This window comes from Bradyrhizobium sp. 186 (assembly GCF_023101685.1).
GTDB lineage: Bacteria > Pseudomonadota > Alphaproteobacteria > Rhizobiales > Xanthobacteraceae > Bradyrhizobium.
The window spans coordinates 8,384,109-8,403,129 of the sequence record NZ_CP082164.1 but is presented as its reverse complement, the minus strand read 5'-3'; the positions used below and the strand labels follow the sequence as shown (position 1 = coordinate 8,403,129).

General features: G+C 59.5%; 9 protein-coding genes and 6 pseudogenes. 10 read left to right on the top strand and 5 right to left on the bottom strand.

What is annotated here, in order from left to right; all coding sequences use genetic code 11:
- Window positions 1–30: 30 nt before the first annotated feature.
- Window positions 31–322 (bottom strand): annotated as a pseudogene (locus tag IVB18_RS40300) (coproporphyrinogen III oxidase); the annotation flags it as partial.
- A 46-nt stretch (window positions 323–368) separates the two neighbouring features.
- Here IVB18_RS40300 and IVB18_RS40295 point away from each other — a divergent pair.
- The 3 genes and pseudogenes from IVB18_RS40295 to IVB18_RS40285 all read left to right on the top strand — a co-directional run.
- Window positions 369–535: pseudogene (locus tag IVB18_RS40295) on the top strand (IS701 family transposase); the annotation flags it as partial.
- A gap of 766 nt (window positions 536–1,301) precedes the next feature.
- Window positions 1,302–2,438, top strand: a complete 1,137-nt coding sequence (locus IVB18_RS40290) for an MFS transporter (protein WP_247439011.1) — start codon at window positions 1,302–1,304, stop codon at window positions 2,436–2,438.
- 58 nt (window positions 2,439–2,496) lie between these two features.
- Entirely contained in the window at window positions 2,497–2,730 is a 234-nt protein-coding gene (locus tag IVB18_RS40285) for a hypothetical protein (RefSeq protein ID WP_247985760.1), read from the top strand.
- Between the two features lie 1,080 nt (window positions 2,731–3,810).
- On the opposite strand, the gene IVB18_RS40280 is transcribed toward IVB18_RS40285, so the two are convergent.
- Both IVB18_RS40280 and IVB18_RS40275 read right to left on the bottom strand, forming a co-directional pair.
- Complete coding sequence (locus IVB18_RS40280; protein ID WP_247985759.1) at window positions 3,811–6,969, bottom strand: Ulp1 family isopeptidase; 3,159 nt, start codon at window positions 6,967–6,969, stop codon at window positions 3,811–3,813.
- 711 nt (window positions 6,970–7,680) lie between these two features.
- Window positions 7,681–7,971 (bottom strand): annotated as a pseudogene (locus tag IVB18_RS40275) (transposase domain-containing protein); the annotation flags it as partial.
- Between the two features lie 162 nt (window positions 7,972–8,133).
- Here IVB18_RS40275 and IVB18_RS40270 point away from each other — a divergent pair.
- Both IVB18_RS40270 and IVB18_RS40265 read left to right on the top strand, forming a co-directional pair.
- Window positions 8,134–9,526: pseudogene (locus tag IVB18_RS40270) on the top strand (ISNCY family transposase); the annotation flags it as partial.
- A gap of 1,221 nt (window positions 9,527–10,747) precedes the next feature.
- Window positions 10,748–11,335 (top strand): annotated as a pseudogene (locus tag IVB18_RS40265) (transposase); the annotation flags it as partial.
- Window positions 11,336–11,834: 499 nt separating this feature from the next.
- Here the strand turns inward: IVB18_RS40265 and IVB18_RS40260 are convergent.
- The gene (locus tag IVB18_RS40260; RefSeq protein ID WP_247384375.1) at window positions 11,835–12,644 is read right to left on the bottom strand and encodes an effector protein NopP; all 810 of its coding nucleotides are present in this window, start codon (window positions 12,642–12,644) and stop codon (window positions 11,835–11,837) included.
- A gap of 1,057 nt (window positions 12,645–13,701) precedes the next feature.
- Here IVB18_RS40260 and IVB18_RS40255 point away from each other — a divergent pair.
- Window positions 13,702–13,948: pseudogene (locus tag IVB18_RS40255) on the top strand (hypothetical protein); the annotation flags it as partial.
- A gap of 510 nt (window positions 13,949–14,458) precedes the next feature.
- The gene (locus IVB18_RS40250; protein WP_247985758.1) at window positions 14,459–14,881 is read left to right on the top strand and encodes an IS110 family transposase; all 423 of its coding nucleotides are present in this window, start codon (window positions 14,459–14,461) and stop codon (window positions 14,879–14,881) included.
- 41 nt (window positions 14,882–14,922) lie between these two features.
- Here IVB18_RS40250 and IVB18_RS40245 read toward each other — a convergent pair whose 3' ends face one another.
- The gene (locus IVB18_RS40245) at window positions 14,923–16,833 is read right to left on the bottom strand and encodes an HrpF/NolX family T3SS translocon protein (protein WP_247985757.1); all 1,911 of its coding nucleotides are present in this window, start codon (window positions 16,831–16,833) and stop codon (window positions 14,923–14,925) included.
- 636 nt (window positions 16,834–17,469) lie between these two features.
- Between IVB18_RS40245 and IVB18_RS40240 the strand changes: the two genes are divergently transcribed.
- The 3 genes from IVB18_RS40240 to IVB18_RS40230 all read left to right on the top strand — a co-directional run bounded on the left by IVB18_RS40240 (window position 17,470) and on the right by IVB18_RS40230 (window position 19,013).
- Window positions 17,470–17,655, top strand: a complete 186-nt coding sequence (locus IVB18_RS40240; protein ID WP_247363765.1) for a hypothetical protein — start codon at window positions 17,470–17,472, stop codon at window positions 17,653–17,655.
- Window positions 17,656–17,722: 67 nt separating this feature from the next.
- Entirely contained in the window at window positions 17,723–18,007 is a 285-nt protein-coding gene (locus IVB18_RS40235) for a hypothetical protein (RefSeq protein ID WP_247985756.1), read from the top strand.
- A 115-nt stretch (window positions 18,008–18,122) separates the two neighbouring features.
- Window positions 18,123–19,013: an FHA domain-containing protein gene (locus IVB18_RS40230; protein ID WP_247985755.1), complete on the top strand. Its 891-nt coding sequence runs from the start codon at window positions 18,123–18,125 to the stop codon at window positions 19,011–19,013.
- Window positions 19,014–19,021 lie beyond the last annotated feature (8 nt).

Below are 19,021 nucleotides of genomic sequence, written 5' to 3'. Positions count from 1 at the left end.
AAATCGATAAACTGTTTTCTTTTTATCCGTTTCGCCGGCGTCGTCGGTGTGACGCTGGGAGTTCCGACGCAGCCGCCCCTCGCGCTTCGCCGCGGCAAGATTTGTCGCCGGGTAGGGCGAAGTGGTCGAAACTAATGCGCACGTAGCCCGCGTCGACCAGGGCTTCCGCAATCAATTCCGACTGGAAATGACGCACGACTTCTGGGGCAGGGCGTATTCGCCGATCTTGCACTGATGCTTCTTGAAGGAGGGAATATGCGCGTAACCGAACACCGGACAAGCGATCCGGACGGAGTTCGATGCATTTGGCCACCGTGTCTAGCACTACAGTTGCAATTTTCGGGGTGGTTCTGACTCTATGGGCGACCATGATTCGGGATTTGATGATTGGTGGAGCGTCGGTCGAAGATACGCAACGCTGTGGGCTTCTTTGTTGCGACAGGCCAAGCAACGGATTCGTCCGCTGTTTACGCAGGAGCGGGTCGCGATCTCGGCGGGGCAGTTTCTCGATGGACGTTGGGGCAACGAGCCGCGTATCCCTCCCGCACACGGAGAAGCATCAATGCCGGTCCATGTGCACGGCCAATTCGATGAAGAAGTCGTCAATCGCGAGCCGTGGCGGGGGCGTTGACAAAGACCATGAGTCTAGCAGGCACATAAGCCTCTGCGTGCCTTCCATGATCAAAGTGTTTATGTCGGCGTCTACAGCGCGATGTCGGTTGCCACAAGCTTTGGCAGGCTACGCAAGCCTAGAGTAACCGGGTTGCAAGCCCATCGCCTCGCATTGAGACCGATTGCGATCGGCAGATGGAATTTCATCTCGTTGTCAGCTTTGCGACTGAGCCATATTGATTTGTCGCGGATATGACTACAGAAGGCGAGGCCGCGTTGGCGCGCTGAAGGGCGCCACGGAATCGTAATACGCGGTCTCGAGGCGCACTCAGGTGCTTCGTGCTCCTTCAGTGCGCGACCGCGCTCATCAATCAGCAAGTAACAAGCTTGTTGAGAACCCCCAACGCTCCATGCCTAGCCGGCACACTTGCCCGATCGTATCGAGTTCGGATCGAGACGTCACGTGCGTTTTCGCGGTGGCATCGTATTTGCAATCAAAGATGTCGTCGCGGATCGAACTAGAAGAGTGACGATCGACGCGATCCGATATCACGCGCTGAACCGTCCGGCATGGCGGATTGCGCCAACAAACGATGTCCTCTCGACCGCCGAACCTGCGCACTCTCTGTCGCTCGGGAGTCCGTCGCTGGTACAGCGCCCGCGGGTCGTCTATCAATAAGGTCCCTGTCATGGCGTCTGCTGGTCAACCATCCTCTCGGTTAGCAACGCGTCTTGCATTCTTCGTTCCCGGGTTTGGCTTCGGGGCCTGGGCCCCGCTCGTACCATTTGCGAAAGACCGGCTGGCGGCCGATGACGGCGTGCTTGGCCTACTACTGCTCTGCCTGGGTGCTGGATCCATCATCGCGATGCTTCTGACAAGTGTTTTGAGCGCCCGCTACGGCGTCAGGCTGATCATTCTTGTGGGTGGGCTTAGTCTCGCGATCATCCTGCCGTGCCTCACGACAGCTAGCAAGTTGGCGCTCGGCGTCGCGCTATTCGCCTTAGGCGCCTCGATAGGCTCGATTAGCGTAGCCGCGAACATTCATGCGATCGAGGTGGAGCGCACGGCGGAGTGCCCGCTGATGTCCAGCTTCCACGCTCAATTCAGCATCGGGGGACTTGTGGGGTCTGCAGCCATGACCGCTTTTCTCTCGCTGCAGATTGACGCATTTGTTTCAACTGTGGTCTGCTCGGGATTGATAGTGATCGCGATCATGCTGGCGTGGCCGCGATTGGTACCAACGGCGCAGGCGGACCAGGGACCGTCGTTCGTTCTGCCGCGTTCCATCGTGCTCCTTCTAGCCGCGATTGCGGCGATCGCCTTCCTTATCGAAGGCGCGATGCTCGATTGGGCTGCCTTGTTGGTCGTCGGCGCTGGTCTTGCTCCAAAGACGCAGGGCGGCTTAGCGTATGTACTGTTCTCCATAGCCATGACGGTGGGACGCCTTGCTGGCGACGCCGTCGTCGAACGCGCGGGGGACCGCGCGACACTTATGTTCGGAAGTCTACTGGCCATGGCAGGTTTCGGAGCTCTGCTGGCCGCACCGGTAGCCGTCATCGCCATGGCCGGCTTGCTGCTCATTGGTCTTGGCCTATCGAATGTCGCCCCGATTCTGTTCCGGCGCGCCGGCACGCAGGAGGCGATGCCCGTTGGTCCGGCGATTGCCGCGATCATGACGGTTGGTTATGCCGGAATTCTCATTGGACCGGCTGGTATCGGGTTACTGGCCAAGTACGTGGGACTGCCGGCCGCATTTGGGGTCCTAGCCGGGCTCATGTGCCTCGTCGTGCTCTTGGCGCCCATCGTGACGGCGAACACACGGTGAATGCGTTTGAAACGTGACAGAGCGGCACCTGGCGCGCAAGAGAAGCTTCGATCGTGGCTTGTCTCTGATCGAGCAGACGGCAATGAGTTGGCTAGCTGATATCTGCCTGGCGCCGATGACCGGCTACTTTTTGCTGGTCCCGAAGCGGTGCGTTTCTCCGGAAGTGCTTCAGGCCCGGCGGCTGGTGGTCCGCGCTCTTCCAGAGATCTGCCTTCATGCCTACGATGGGTTGCTTGATGCGCTTGCTGTTCGCCCAATCATTGCTTCATCCCAGGCTTCTATACCTGTGTGAATCCGCGCTTTCGGCTGTTCGCAAGCTCGAGTTTTCAACCCGATTGCGCAAAGCGGACGTTCGCCGAGCAGGCGTTGATACCTTACGGACTTGGAAATACCGGTATCTGGTATCTCGCGCAGGCGCAGCCCATGGACAGGTTTGTGCGGTGGCCTTAACCAATCGAATTCTGCAAGCCTAGTCGATTTGATATGCATTTTTTCTCGTGACTAGCCCGACGTTCGAAGCCGAGACAACGCCGCGGGTGCGGGCGGTGCTCGATAAGGTCTGCGAGAGTGAGAAGGACCACGAGATCGGCCTTAGTACGGATATCGCTTGGAAGAGTCTCGAAGTCGGCACCAGAAGAGAAAGCTCGATTGACGCGTACACGATGTGGAGATGTTGCAGTTCTCAGTCCGCACGCTTTCTCATGGGCATGGGGTCACTTCGTTCCCTTAGGATGGTGCCGCGCTTATCGCAAACCCTGCAGATGAACCGCTCCTTACAAGGCGGACGTGTGTCTGGCCATTCGTCGAGCCTAGACCGTGACGAGGTACTGCCGGACATTGGCGGCGACGATTGTCGGGTTTGAGATCAATTTCGACCACCGACGCTCCCGCATTTATCACGAAGCGCCTGCACCCTTTGGTTTTCAGAGTTGGTACGCGGCTTCGTCCGTTCGGGGCAACATTATGGCGCGAGAATCAGGATGAGAGCGCGTATTGCCTCATGAAGTGTTCCCGAAGACGCGATCGTTGCCTCATTTATTTTGCTCCCGAGAAGACGGACGGTCGGTACGGGAGAGGCCGGTCGTGGAGCTGGCCGGGGTTGCGCAACGACAGGCTTCCCCTGTACCGGAAGCGGGCGCTGTCACGGCACAACCGGTGCCTCGTCGAACCGCTCCGCATGATCTGCCGATCCAATCAGTAGCGCGCTTGCCTGCTCGCTGCGTCAGGATTTGATGCGGCGCTGCAGCTTTTGCAGCAGCTTATCCGGCCAAAGTGACGATGTTTACGTTGGCATAGGCCATGCGCTTGAACACGCTAGCGATGTCTTCCTGAACTTCAACCAGCTGCACGCGCTATTCAGTTGAAGCCGAAATCACCCACTTAGCCGGTTTCGCAGTGCCTGCCGATCGACGACCAGGTTGAGGAGGCTCAGATCTGCCTGCCGTCTTCCCGCGAGCCGTCTGACCAGCGCCCGGGTACCGTCGACCACAAAGACACCGCAATCATAGCCGTTCCTCTGCTCGCGTATGAGGGCATCTCGCAAATCGGCTCCCACCCGCTCTGCGAGCGTTGCTGCACGTCCGGCATTGTATGGCTCTAAGGAGTCGTAGTGATAGGCAACCGGCCTGTCGCGATCGCGGCGATCTACCAGCAGAAACGACCAATGGGAGCCGCGGTCAAGGAGGTCCGTAGCGCTCGCATCACTCACCGGCAAGAACAGGAAGTCGGCCGTATCGTTGCCATTCAGATCGTTGACAATGCGATGGAATGCGTTCAGGGCGTCGCCGTCCGTACCATGGCCCACCTGAAAGGCGATGAGAGGATCGACGAACCGGGTCCGGGCGGCGAGGTTTGGATTGCTTTGCCGCAACTCCTGCGACAGGAGCTCGTAGTCCCGCTGGATATGCGCGTCACCCAGCCATTCCCTGGCTCCGAGCACCCGTCCGCTGCGGTCGCCGGCAGAGGCACTCGCCGTCGAAGCGCCGATCCGGGCATCAGGAACTGAGGATGGGCCAGGGTGATGGATCAGTTGGGCGTCGCGGCGTCCTCGCGGCCCCAATGCGATGGAGTAGGTCTCGCCGTTGATAGAGACCGGCTGGGGAGCCATTCGCGAACTCGGCAAGAGCATTCTATTGTCCAGTACATCGAGCAGGAAGTCCGGCACCGGCTGTGAGCCATGCTGCCAATCCTCGCCGACGAGATATCCGATATCCTCGAGCTCTTGCGGCTTGCCTGATGGACCCATGAAGAACGGCGGTCTGCCGGCAGGGCTGAGCACGGGCCTTGACTGGGCATCGTCACGCATTTCCTGGGGTGTGGACGGCAGATCAGCGAAAGAAGTCAAATCGCGGTAGATGTCTGAGGACCGAGCTGGCGCGCCCTCCGGAGTTGGCCACTCGAAGTCGGACGGCACCCGTGGAGACCAGGTAAAGCTCGACCCGGCCGGGTCCTGCCAACCGGCCGGTCCAACCGGGCCTTGCGGCGCCGGCCACTCACTTGGATCGAAGTCGGACGGCACGCGCGGGGACCAGGTCGAGCTCGACCTAGCCGGTTCCTGCAAGCCGGCCTGCCCAAACGGACCTAGCAGCGGCGGCCACTCACTTTCGGACGGCGGAGTCGGCAAATCTCGCGCCCAGGTTGAGGTTGAGTTCGAGCTAGCCCTCTGCTGAGGGACGGTCACACCCAGCGCTCGGTTTGCCTCAACGAGTTGCAGATATTGCCTGAGCTTCTTGAGACTCAGGCCAAGTTTTCCTTTGGCTTCGGTGAAAGCCCGGTGGTCTGCGTCCAGCGAGCGTCGCTGCTCACTATTGCCGTTGATTCGGCTCGCGATGCTCTCCCTACCCTCTGTGCGGAGCCAATCACTGAACTTGCGTTGGGCCGAAGCAGTATTACGAATTGTTTTTCTTCTCTGTTCGGAAGCTGGGTCGAGGTTTCTCAGCTCTTCCTTGGCCAGCCTCTCGATCAGGCTGGCGTCATCGTCATAAGCACGAAGTCCTTGTTGGGGCTCGAGACCCAGGTATTGTCGAAGGAGATCGAGTGGGGCGGTCCGCTTTGTGGCTATGCTGAACGCCGCATAATCTGCGCTCAATGACGACTGCTGCTCAGCATTGCCCTTGATACGGTCCATGATGCTCGGCCTGCCCTCTCTTTGAAGCCAATCACTAAAGGAGCGTAGCCTGGAAACCATCGCCGAAGCGCCGCCTTTCTCCTTGCGAGTCGCGTCGGAGCCAAGCTTGGATAGAGCGTCCGTCAAAAAGTCATTGATGATGGAGACGTCCCCCGGATGAGCGGACAATGTTTCGCGCCCCATTAGGCGGGGCCCGGCACCGACAGCTTGGAGCCCGTCAGCCCCGATCCTGCGGAGATGAGACAATGCCGCGCTGAGGCGGTCACGATCATCGCCGCCAGCTACGAAGTACTGGTCGATGTCGTCGGCGAGCGACCTTGGCTCGTTGAATGCCCGAGGAGCCAGGGGCTCCTTGTTCTGCGCTCGGAGCCAACGAGCAAACGCGTTGAGCGCCTGCACATTTCCCTTGATCGTAGCAAGCGGGACCTTACCAGTCCCGCGGCCTCTGGTACCATCGGGAGCAACTCTGTAGTCTTTGACGTTTTCCACGAACTGGCGGATCATCCGCTCGTCTTGGGGGTGCATCGGTTGCTCTCGCGTACCCACCCCAGCTGGAGCGGATATGGGATTTCCAGCCTGGAAATTCTGGAGTGTCTCCAAGGCTCCACCCACATAGTTCCTGCTATTGGCGCTCGCCACCTTCTTAAATTCATCTTTATAGGCTGTCAGCAGATCAGCATTGCCAAGCAGGTCGTTCAGAGTGACGCCTTTGGGTTGGAGGAATTCGCTGAACATTCGAAGAGCCATCACATAATTCTCGATCGACTTCGTCTTACGGTTCGCGCTGCCCAATGCCGTCTTGAACTCTTCAATCAGCTCCAGGTCTGCTTCGGACGGGCGACTGCGCTTTGCAAAGTCGATGCGAAGCTCCGAGTAGACGTCATCAGACGCTGGGCCGCCGGACCACTTCTCACGGTGGTTTCCTCCAAAGACTTTGCTTAACCCTGATTTGACCCGAGAGAACAGTCCACGCGGCTTGTTGTCCTTCGTCCGCGCCGTAGGTTGTTCCTCCGAGGGCGCTGCGTAACGCATGCTGCTGAATGGCCTGTCCCGCAAGTCAGACGCGTAATTATTTGCAGCCGAGCCAAGATGAGCGTGCGGAACATCGACACTGTGACGCGTGCTGCTGAACGAATTGTCCCGCAGGTTGGACTTTGGCCGCATTCGCATCGAACCACCAACGTCCGTACGCTGCATGTTTTCATGCGGCCGTGCGGCTGGAGTGTCGGGGGAACTAACCCCGGAACTCTCCTCAGGAGAGCGGAGTTGCAGCTCGCCCAATTGCTGCTCGAAGCCAGCTTGATCCGCAGGGTCGACGTCGGCCTCTTGCCCCGCACGCTGCAACTCCTGCTGCTCGGCGTACCAGCGCATCCAATCGTCCGGATTGTTATAGATGGGTTCCACACGACTCTCCCTAGATGAGGTGACTCTTCATAGCTGCTCCGCAGCCACACTCCGGTGCACTGACCACAGAGACTCCGGATTCAAAAAGCCGGACGTCAAGATTCGCCAAATTGAACAAAAAGGGACCGTTAGCGCCGCTCCGAGCTCGTGCATTACTCACGCCTGCCCAGCCTTGGCTGCTGCAGAAAAGCGCCCCGGCTCCTGGGCAACAGGTGACCGCTCGCCAAACCTCAAAACAATCCAGGAGAAACGAAACCCAAATACTCGCACGATCCAAAAAGCCACGGTGTTGCCGCCCTCCTTCCGGGCAAGATCGCATGCGGCACATCGCGATCGAAATTGGGCCGCCCCATTGCTGTTGGAAGGCGTCCGGGTTTCGATACTTGCACTGCAAGCTCTGCTTCCTCATCAGTTCTTCAGTTCAACGGCCTCACATTCGCTACAACCAACCGAGCCTCTCCGAGTGATCATGAAGCTTCAGAGAAGGCGGCATGTATGATTCAGACTGTACAACCTGACGCTACGTAGACTTCAAGCCCCCATCGCTGTCGCGTCGAGCCTGGTTGGCTTTCATACCCGTTTCACGATGCGGCAAATCCTCGCAGCTTGGTGATCTACCCCCGCTTTCAAGCACCTTAATTGCGCGAGGCGCCGCGGCCGATGAATACCAAAGACGTGTTGGCAGCGGCGTAAGCGCGAAGCTTTGGCCATTCAGGCTTGGAAGTTCCAGGGCATGAGAGTATCGATCTGAGAGATCGGCCAGCGCCGCGCGATCCGTTCGAGAGTTTGCGTGAGCCAGGAGTGCGGGTCGACGTCGTTCATCTTCGTTGGTCTGCAGCAGCGTGGCGATGGTGGCCCAGGTCCGGCCACCATGGCTGCCCGGAAGAGCGCGTTTTTTCTCGTGATGGTTGGTGGCCGGATTGCGCGCTCGACGGTGTTGGAGTCGAGCTTGATGCGACCGTCGCTTAGGAAGCGCTCGAGAGCGGTGCGCCTGGATGTGGCACACGGATCGGCCTCAAGCGTGCAGGGCATCATGGCCGATCGTCCCGGTCGGAAGCCATACGAGGATGGCAAGAAGTTCGTTGAAATGTTCCTGAATGCTGTGCTGTGCCTGCCTCACGTAATTTACTCCCCAGTGGGATGGGACTGCGGGCGCGATAATGAGTGAGGCAACTGAGCATGGCGATTCGGAGAGAGCTGACGGCCGCTGTGGGGCAGCGCTACAGAGAGGCGAGCCGCGCGGAGAAGGCGCGAATTCTGGACCAGTTTGTGCTTGGGACGGGCTTGCATCGAAAGCATGCGATGCGCCTGCTCCGAGGCGAGATGAGGCAATCCTCGGTTCGGCGCACCGGTCGCCGGATTTACGAGGAAGCTGAACGAAATGCGCTGGTAGTTCTTTGTGAGGCGTCCGATCGGATCTGCGGCAAGAGGCTGAAAGCGCTGCTGCCGCTCCTGATCGAGTCGATGGAACGGAACGGTCACATGGGCCTGGCGCCTGAAATCCGTGCGAAGCTGCTGGCGGGGAGCGCGTCAACGATCGATGGGGCGCTGGGCAAGATCCGAGAGGAAGGTGGACGCCAGCGGCGCCGCCCGGTGGCGAGCACATTGCGACGGAATCCCGGTACGGACGTCCGCCGGCTGGAAGGATCCGGCGCCGGGCTTAGTCGAAGCCGATCTGGTCACTCACAGTGGGCCCTCGGCGCGCGCCAGTTTTATGCAGACGCTGGTGCTCACGGATATTGCGACCTGTTGGACGGAGTGTGCGCCGTTGCTGGTGCGCGAGCAAACGCTCCTGAGCACCGTGATGACAGAAGTTCGCCGACAGCTGCCGCTCTCGCTGCAGGGCATGTGAGCAGACGAACATCGAGTTCACGCGTTGCCGACCCTACCGCAAGAACGACCAGGCGTTTATCGAACAGAAGAACGGAGCCGTGGTCCGACGCATCGTCGGTTATCGGCGGTTTGAAGGACTTGAGGCGGCTGCGTTGCTCGCAGAACTCTATCGCTCAGTGCGCCTGTTCGTGAACTTCTTGCAGCCGTCGTTCAAGCTGATAGCGCGATGGCGCACGCGTCCGTAAATCTTATAGTGCACCGACGACGCCGCATCAGCGACTGGCAGCTGACCCACATACCTCCGATGCGGTTCTCGCCCGACTGCAGGAAATCTGCTTCAGCTTGGACCCCGTCGCGTTGCTGCGTAACATTCGGTCTGCGCAGCAACATCTGGCCGACCTTGCCGACGTGAAGTCGTCGGGCGATTCGATTACTGCGGCCCTTCTTCCTCGCCAGCTTGCGAACGGCTTGGAAAGAGGGCGCATCTCGACGGACGGACCGTCCGATCCTCAAAGCGAAGCGAGGTCGTCGTCCTCCTGATCCGCTCGTTCAGGCGACCCCACAGCTGCAGGAGTGGTTCAAGGCCGAGCCGTGGCGAAACGGCGCCGAGCTCCTGACAAGGCTACAGGCGGAATATCCGGGCGCGTATCCGGATAAGTTGCTGCGAACGCTTCAGCGCCGCCTCAAATCCTGGCGCAGCGAGCAGGCAAGCGCGCTGCTGTTTGGATCGGCAGATCATGCAGAGCGGTTCGACGAGGCACCCGTTGCACGGAGACAGCACCCGCTTCCGACACGGGGGAGGCCGGTCGTTGCGCAGGCCTCCCAGGTACCGACCGTCCGTCTTCTCGGGAGCAAAATAAATGAGGCAACGATCGCGTCTCCGGGAACATTCCTCCATGAGGCATACGGCAGTACCGCTTGATTGTCGCGCAGCGTCAATCAGCGCTTGCCAAGCCGGAGGCCAGCGTCAATTATCTCCTAACTCGGCCGCCTTGTCTCATGTTGATTGACGCGCCATAAAGTCCGGACATCGGGCCTGGAGCGTTGTTAACGCCGATGCTCCGCGCGGGCTTTCCATGTGGACACCAACGGGATCTCTCAGGCTTCCTGGTGACCCACCCCGCACCTTTCCCCTGATCCGAGACCCCGGCGAAGTCGATGAGCCTGGCCATCGCGGCTTTCCCGGTGCTGCCCCCAGACCCAACACGGCGAAGGCTTCAGCACGACCATTGATTTCGAGGCGTCCGGTCGAAAATCCGGGCCAGACCGTGGATCGCATGGCGGCCGAGCTGCAGATAGAGGCGTTCCGTTGAGCCGCACCGGGCCAGGCTTCGGCCTCGCCCGATTTTTCGATTCGCCATTCAGGGCCCATCCCTCAGAGGACCGGCCTCTCGCGGTCGCGGCGAGCATCGTGTCGATCACAGGCGAGCATGGCCGCGCGCCGCTTTACCCCGCCGGCAATCCATCCCCAACTCCGAACAATGTCGTCATCGAGCGACAGGACGCGCTTGCCGAAGCGCTCCGCTAGCTTTGGTTCCTCAGGAGGTTGTCCATCTGGTCTGAACCGAGGAGGCTGAGGTTGCGAAGCTTCAGTATTCCAAGGAGAGACCAGATGAACGTCCACAAGAATGCGCCTTTGACGCCCAAAGGTCGAGAGGCGAGGGTGCGAAGCGTGGTCGAGGGCGGAGCAAGGCCGACGCAGCCTACCGGTTCAATATACGAGGCCCAAAACGATCGCCAAGTGCCCCCGTCCCGCTGTTGGTGTTGCGGGGCCGGTGGCCGGCGCAGCGGCTTGGCCGCCCTTCATTTCGTTTCGGCCTAAGGATGCGCCGGCCCCCCTGAATTCCCCGGCGTCGGAACCCGTGACGGGCCGCGGCGGCCTCTCAAACGGAGGTTCAGAAAATGAGCAGGAAGAAAGAACGATGCCGTACTGACGTTGATGCGCGGATCGCAACAGCAGCGGCAGCGCAGGAAACTCTATTCCTTCCATGCGCTCCAGGTCGAGTACACCCGCAAAGGCAAGGCGGCAGCGCCTTACGAGTTCAGCGTCAAGGCCTCGATCGTCACCACCAACGACCGCGCGCCGGGCGGCCAGTTCGTGCTGCACGCTCGCGCACTGCCCGGCAATCGCTATGACGGAAACTCGCTCGGCACCATCATCGAGGCGACGGAAACGCTAACCGGCTGCGCGGTCGAGCGCGCCTATGTCGACAAGGGCTATCGCGGCCGCAACACCGATAGACCGCGCCGCGTCTTCATCTCCGGGCAGAAACGGGGCGTCTTCGGCGTCATCGAGCGCGAGCTCCGGCGCCGTTCAGCCATCGAGCCCATCATTGGCCACATGAAGAGCGACGGCCACCTCGGCCGCTGCCATCCCAAGGGGCGTGAGAGCGACGCCAGCAACGTCATCCTCACCGCCGTCGGCCACAACCTCCGCCGCGTGATCGCCTGGCTGAGGGATTTGCTGACATCAATCCTGATCATCCTCTGGCAAGCAGGTGTCCGGTCGCAGGCGCTCAAACCGCCTTCTTAGCGGCGACGATTCCACGATGCTTGGCGGCAGCGAGTCAGTCCGAGCCTGATGAGATTTCCGCCGATCAAGCTAGCTTGGCTCCGAAGCCGCCGCACACAAGCTTGTCGAGATCGCATCTGGCATTAAGCCGGTTCAGGACGGGCCACATCGCGCCGGTCAACACGTCCGTCCTTAAGGTCGGCGGCAGCGGCGCAGAGCTTAGCGCCAGGATCAGAGCGCATGGCTGCTGTGGCTCAATTCGCTCGACATCTCTCCTGATTTGGTGTCTTCGACCGAATTGGCCGAGACACCCTATCTCCCTCAGATTGGCGCATCAAACGGCGAAACCACCTCGGACCGGCCTGATGGTGAACATTGGTGCCTTGTTACAAAGCACCTCGCGGATCCAGTCGAATTGTCGGTTTCGCTCGGCTAAGGCTTGACCTTTGCCGCAGCTGTCGGTTTGCCTGCGCTCCTTGCTCCACCGCCTGCCCAAACATGAATGCCTGCGGATCTGGCATTACATAAAGTCACCATCCTCTTCGGAATCTGCTGCAACCTCAGTATCGCTATCGACCTTGGAGAGATAAAGCTGAGATTTAGTTGCGCGCTGCCATTCACCGAGGCTGTTTTTTGTCCACTGGGCGGACTGAGTGGGGTCAAGTACCATGTCGTCCTCGTCCACTTCAACGAAGCCCATTGTCTCTGCGCGGGCCTTCGCTTCTGCATTAGCAGGACGCCAGTTCACCAATGGTCGTTCGCCGTCTTGCCGAAGTTGATGTTCGAGCAGAATATCGCCGGCGTTCGCGACAAGCGGATGAGCAACCTGAAAATCCACAATTGAGGTGACTTCACTTCGTCCAGGGAACTGTTCTCGCCACTTATCGCTTTCGAACTCAGTCATGTTGAATCCGGCCTCCGTTCTTTGGAGGCCGACGCTCACATTTCCTAATTGGTAGCTGTAATATCGGGCGTCTTCTGAATCTCTTCTGATACCGTATTCCTTAGCGACCTCTGCTGTGCGCTTAGCTCTTGCGGATACAAATTCCGAGTACTCGTGTGGATTGTTGGCGATGCGGTTGATTGCGTCGCCATGAAAGGTCCTCACTTCTGTCCTGAAGGTAGCTCTGTCGATCTCGACCACAGGAGGTTTTCGAACGAGGGAATAACTCGGTTGCGAAGGTGAGCTGCCAGCAGACTCCTGCAATCGCGTTCTAGCGAACGCATCGGCGAAGCCCTGGCTTTCGGCACCCGCTTCCTCAGCGTTGGCTGCCCGATGATATCTTTCTTCGGCCGGAATATCGGGCCAATTGTTAACGCGACCGTACATGACGACTGCACCTGGATCATACGTCTTGCATTGCTTCAGGTCGTTAGACCTTACCCGCTTGATAGACAGCTTAGCTGTCCGTAAGCTGACGCCAGCGCATAAAGGGAAAATCCGACCACGCCTTTGGGCAGCTCGACCGCGTATCGTCGAGGCGTTGCGCGATGCAGGCTTCCACGTTATCCACCCAGCACGAGGCGAGGAGGTGCCGGACTGGTGCAAGCGGCACGTCGCAAGGGGAACATGATGCGGGGCACTCGGACCCGCCGAGGCGTCGAGCTCGCCGCGAGGAAAGCGACTTCCACCGCCGCCCGAGCGTCTCGTGCGCTGGATGGCTTGCTCGACCTGGTGGCACTCCCAGTCCGAGGCAGCGAACTGCACGCAGTGTCGACCGGATATTCGGGTGGGCGCGTGGCGCGCAACGCGATCGCGAGAGTGACTCCGGATGACGTCACCTACTACGTGGCACTGCCGTTCGACGAGCGCCTGAACGGCGGTTGGCGTAGGAAGGGGCGCGCCGTGCTCGAACTCATGGAAGCTCCGCCTTCCGAAGCCGAGTCGGGAAGACAGGCAGCCGGAGCTGAGCCATCGACTACCATGCCCGCGGCTCGTCTTCCGGTCTCGAGCCAGCTCTGCTGGATCATTGGCGGACGACGGTCTGGCCGCCGGCGAAGTGGTAGATTACCTGAGCGCAAACGCAGCTCTTGTGCTCGCCGAAGCGCTCTCGCGGAAGCCGCGCATGCTCGTGGCGATCGCCTTCGCGACCAAGATGGCTCGGACGATTTGGGCCATGGCCACCCGGAAGGTGGATTATCGGAACCCAGCGCAGGCAGTGACGGCATCATGACGAATGCAGCACGAAATAGCCTGACGTTGGTGAAGGGTGTGAGAAGGCGACGACCCTAATGGGCGGAACGATCGAACAGATCTGGATCAGGAAAACCAGTTAGAGCCGAAGAGCCGAGGTGCTCGGAGATGAGAATTGGACTTGATCCGCGGATCACCATACCGGCCAGCGGCTTCTGAGGACGCCGTAAAGGAAGGCCTGACAGAAGACCGCATCGTCCACACGCCGAACGGGTCAGAAACTTCTTGCATCACGGGCGGCAACGACAGAAGGCTCTACACGAAGTACCGTCAGCCCGCCAGTGGCCGCCGCCAAGGCGTCGTTTAGTCCGTCAACCGCGTATCGGACCCAGAACAACCCCGCCTACCATCGCAGAAGAAGGGTGGGCGCGGCCGTCGCCGGCCGGACCGGTTGGCCGATGTGTTTTGAGTCAGAAGTGGTGCCGATGCTCGAGGCAGCCCGATATCACCGATGCGCAGTGGCTGCAGCGGCTCCATTCGTTTGGGCTGTCGCGAGCCAGCTTTCGGCCCAAAGGACAGATTGCGGAGCTGCGATCCTACGTGCGCCAGCGCGAGCGTCTGATTGGGTACGCGGCCTCCCACATCAAGCATATGCACAAGGCCTTGACGGAGATAAATCTTCAACTCCACCAGGTCTCGCCGACATCACCGGCGCCACCGGCTGCGCCTCATCCGCGCGATCCTTGCCGGCGAGCGCGATCCTGAGGCGCTGGCGTGCGTGCGCCATTACAGTTGCCACGCTAGTGCGGAGACGATCGTGAAGGCGCTCACCGGAAGCTATCGCGCCGAGCGTCTGTTTGCGCTCGAGCAGGCACTTGCGCTTTAGGACGCCTACCACGAGAAAGCATCTGTCTGCGACGCCCCGGATCGAAGCCGTGTTGAAGGCGCGTCGGAATCGAACCGATCAGGCGAACGCTCTAGCTTACGAACGTCCGCGTGGCGCTGTTCCGTTGGTCGGAAAGGACATCACCACGCTCGACGGCCTCGGTCCTTACCTCTCGCTGAAGCTGATCGCTGAATGGGGCGACGACCTCTCCTCGTGGCGAAGTGCAAAGCATTTTACCTCCTGGCTGGGACTGGCGCCGAACAACAAGGTCTCCGGCGGCAGAATGCTCTCGTCCCGAACGCGCGGATCCGGCGGTAGGGCGGCGGCACTTCTGCGCCTTGCTGCCGTAACCGTGGGCCGTACAGACACCGCGCTCGGCGGCTTTTACAGGCGACTTTCATCGCGCGTGGGGTGCGCCTCGAGTGCAGCGCGCGTTCTTCCGCCGCCGCTTGCCGAGCGGCGGCTTCGCCCTGATGACGTGGCACATACCGAGTTTCTCGAGGCCGTACTGTCGAGCGGCGCAGAAGTTGCAAGCGTCCGTCCCTGAAAAGGTAGATACGAATCCGCACCTTACCCGCAACTGGCCTTTCAGGCCACCTTCTGAGACGACGGCGGCGTAGCGACCTGACTCGGAACGCCTGCGGCCTGCATGGGCTCGGTAAGGCGTGCCTTCAGGTCGTCCAAATGGTCCTCGGCATAGGACTGCACTTTCGAGATCGCCGTATCGAGGCCGAACTGCACGGTCTGTTCGAGCATCTCCTTTGCGAGGCCCTCGCGCAGCGCGAATTTGACCTCGGGCCCAGCGACAAAGCTAATGGCCTGCCCCGCAAGATTAAGGCCAGCCTCTTTCAGAGCCTGTTTCATATCACCTCCGCTAATGCCCGTATGCAGAAGGCTCAATGCTTGCGACTCGAGCTCGAGCACCATCGATATGCCATCGGCCAACTCGCCCAGTCCCGGAATGACGCCGAGCAGGCCTACTGCCGTGGCCTCCCAGTCGAGCACCTTCGAGCCCACCTTGGCTACGTCATCGACCGCATGCATGAGGACCCCGCCATTCTTCTTCGGAGACGCGACATCGGGTTGGTCGGATACCCCCATCACCATGTCTGTGACTGCATTTTGTTCAGCGGCGGTCTTGGGGACATGGGTCTTGATCTGCTGAACGGTATGGTTCGCAGGTGACATGTTGCTATAGAAGTGCCTGAAGTCGTTGTTGCTGATATTACCGGAGTCGACCGTATGCCCGCCGCCTAAATCGAAGAACTCCTGATGGGTCTTGTAGCCCGTAATCGAATTGTTTAGCAAACGGAACAAGAGCGGGTCCGAGAGCAGTTGCGATGCCGCTTCTCGTATCTTCGGGTCGAGAGTCTTGTCCTCGACCATACTCGCCAACTTGTGTCGTGTCAGGTCACCGTCCCCGAAGAAGGCGTTCTGATTCTTGTTGATCGTGTCGAGCGTGTTCAGCTCGCTTTGCGTGGAATTCATCGACGAGGAGGCGACTTGCAAGAAGTCTTCCTTGTGGATTTTATCAGTCGCACCACCGCACAACTGCTTCCAGGCGTCCGGGTGCTCGAGGAAGTGTTGAGCCGCCGCGATCAGCTGAGGCGGACACTTACCGATGTCGGCTTTGCCGTCGACGATCCGCTTGAAATCGTCCAGGCTCAAATTCTTGGGCAGGTAGTCAGAATACTTGTAAAGCTCGCGCAATGCATCATTCAAGGTCATGACCGATGCTTGTCCATTCGAGGTGCCGTCGGATGGAATATAGTTCTGCTCGTAGCTTTGCGCTTGCTGCTCCTGGAATGTAGCAACCTGCGAATGGCTGGCGGAAAACTCTGACAGATCCTTGGCCTTGATCTTGCCGCCGCAGCGGCCGTCCCCTTGGGAGCCAATCGCATAGAAGAGCTCTGGATCGCGTCGCAATCCTTCGATCGCCTCCTTCAGATCCGGGGGCGTCGACGGATCGCTGGCCTTGGCTGCCAGCGAGTCCCAGCTGAGTGGGCATTGGTCCTTGTGCCGGTTCAGCACTGCCACGATCTGCAACTCGGCATTGGTGAGCGTGCCGCCGTTCCACGTGATCCTAGAGCTTGGCACCGGAGTGCTCGGTACGTCAGGCGATGGAGCAGCCGTCGACGATGCGTCTGCACCAGGGGTGTCGACCGAAGAGGAATCGACCGAGGAGGAATCGACCGAGGAAGAAAAAACCGGATCCTTCATCACCGCCTCGATCGCCGCCTTCGCGTGCGCTGACAACTGGTCCAGCGAATCCTGCGGGATCTGTCGCTCTGATTGCAGCAGATCCGGTGGCGTGGAGGGAACGTCGGATTTCTCTTCCCGCGAGCAGATGGACACCATCGCCTCGAACATCGAAGGTTCGCCTTGCCGAATCTGGCCGGGGGTCTGCGCGGATGATCCCAAGGCCGACGAAGCCCCCGGAACAAGCCCGAACAGAGCTGGATCTGCACTGGCGGGCAGCGAAACGCTGTTGAGCTGCATTAGGTTCATTTCCATTCCATTGCGGTAAATACTTGGCATCGACGTCGTAAGATCGAGGCTTTCACGTTAAGGGGGCGAGCTTTCGAGAAGCTGACGACTTTTAGACGGAGCAGGACGAGCCAATGTCGGTCGTCTTAACATCCCGGAGAGGCGTCATCGTGCTCATGAAACTCATCTCCGGCTCAGAGCATGTGCAGGCACGACGCTGCTCTGACGCTTTCGCAAAGCAGGTGCCTGCGGTCGTCAGTCCCGAGTGACGATCGCTGTGGAGCCACGAAACAACATCACCACCGATTCCCGCGGTAGCATTTCCAACTGCGCGCGGTTTTGCCTCTGACTTGGCATCACACCATTGAGCGCCTGATCGAGGAATGTGATGAGGTGCGTTGGGCCGGCGCCGCGATCTGGCGCTCGTCGGCATAATGTAGAGATTGAAAGTGGGGCCGAGAAATTCGCGCGGTGGCAGTCGCGGCATGTACCTGCGAATGCGCGCTCTCAGCTTGGGTTGACGCTGACGATATTGAGGTTGTTCTCCTTCTCGTCAGCTTCTCGACAGCTAATCCCAGTAGCGTAAGCAATGTGAATCGCTCGGTGGTGATACCACCGTTTTGGCGGAACTGAAGTGAGAGGCACCAGATGGCCGGGGCAATCGAAGGCGTGATCCATACCAATTCTGACAGTGGCAGCTCGCAGTCGGTAGCTGATCGTCAGAAATTCGAATCGGCTTTCGGTTCGGTTCTTGCCAACGTCGCGATGCAGGCGATGGAGCGAAACATGTCAAATCTTCGCGAAGCTATAGCTGAAACAGAAGAGGATACCTGACGCCGGTTCTTCGACGTCAGTGGAGTGTTGCCATTGATGGCAGCAAAAAAACGGAAGGTGAAGCGATATGACCAAAGCAAGTTCTACTAGCTCTTCTACTGGTGGTGTCCACGACTCCCATGATAGCAAGGCAAATAGCAAGACTGATAGCAAGACTGATAGCAAGTCCTCGAGTTCCAGCGTCGGTAGCTCGGCGGCCGATGACGTTGGTGGGACGGGTACTTTCGAGAAACTGATCGACGAATTGAAGGCGGTTAACCAGCAGGCCATGGTGCAGGACATACGGTTGCGTGCACTGACGACCGAGCTCTCGAGTGAGAGGAAGGCGGCCAGCGAGCGCGTCAACGGATAACGGTGAAAGGCGGGGCGAATCGTCGCTCCGCCTTTCCCGTCATAGTGGTGCGGCCTAGGAATGAGTCGTGCGACCAATCGCCCTGCCGTGCTCCTCATAGTTCGGAGAATTGTCCGTGAATGAGGCCGCCTCCTTACATTTCGAGGTACTGTCGGGACCTTATGCCGGGCTAAGCGGGAAGGCTGCTGTCGGAACGAGCCTTATCGGTAGCGGCCTCGACGCGGATATGGTTTTCGTCGAACAAGGGCTTGAGCCGCATCACCTACGTATCACCCTCGTTGGCAATTCAATCGAGCTTGAGGCTCTTGCAGCCGTAAGCACCCCAGAGGGCGAAGGGGATATTGCCGCAGGTGAACGTGTTGTTCTTTTTCTTCCCGCCGTCATTCGTGCGGGCGCCATGTCTATTCGCTGGTCGATGCAGAATGCTGTTGAGGCTCGGTCGATCAGCCTCTCGCGCGTTTGGATCTCAGCTCTCGCCCTCGTGCTCCTCAGCTTTCTTGGCGTAGGCAGTCTCTCGACGATTTTCTTCAAAGCCAGCGGAAGTGCACCGACCGGCATTGCGCCGCCTGCCGCAGAGCTTGTACCCAAGCTGGGCATGAACCGGCCTGACGATCGGCGAGCTCAGGCTGCAGCCGAAGTCCTGAAACAGGAAATTGATAAGGCGGGCCTGCTCGATATCAGGGTTGGTTCGGGGCCGGGTTTTGTTAGCGCTGAGGGAAAAGTCACGCCTGCGACCGTTGCGAAATGGCAGGAGCTCCAGCAATGGTTCGATGGTCGTACATACGGTGCGGTCACACTGGTGAACGGAGTGATCGTCAAGGAGGAAAAGCAGCCATCCTCAATCGCGATCGAAGCTGTTTCGCGCGGACCCCAGCCCTATCTGCTTGTCGGTGGGCAGAAGTATTTCGTCGGCGCTCTCTTGGCCGACGGATGGGCGGTCACTCGAATCGAGGATGGGCGTGTGCTGCTAAGCCGCAATGGCCGCTTTGCTGCCATTGCGTATTAGGCTTTCCG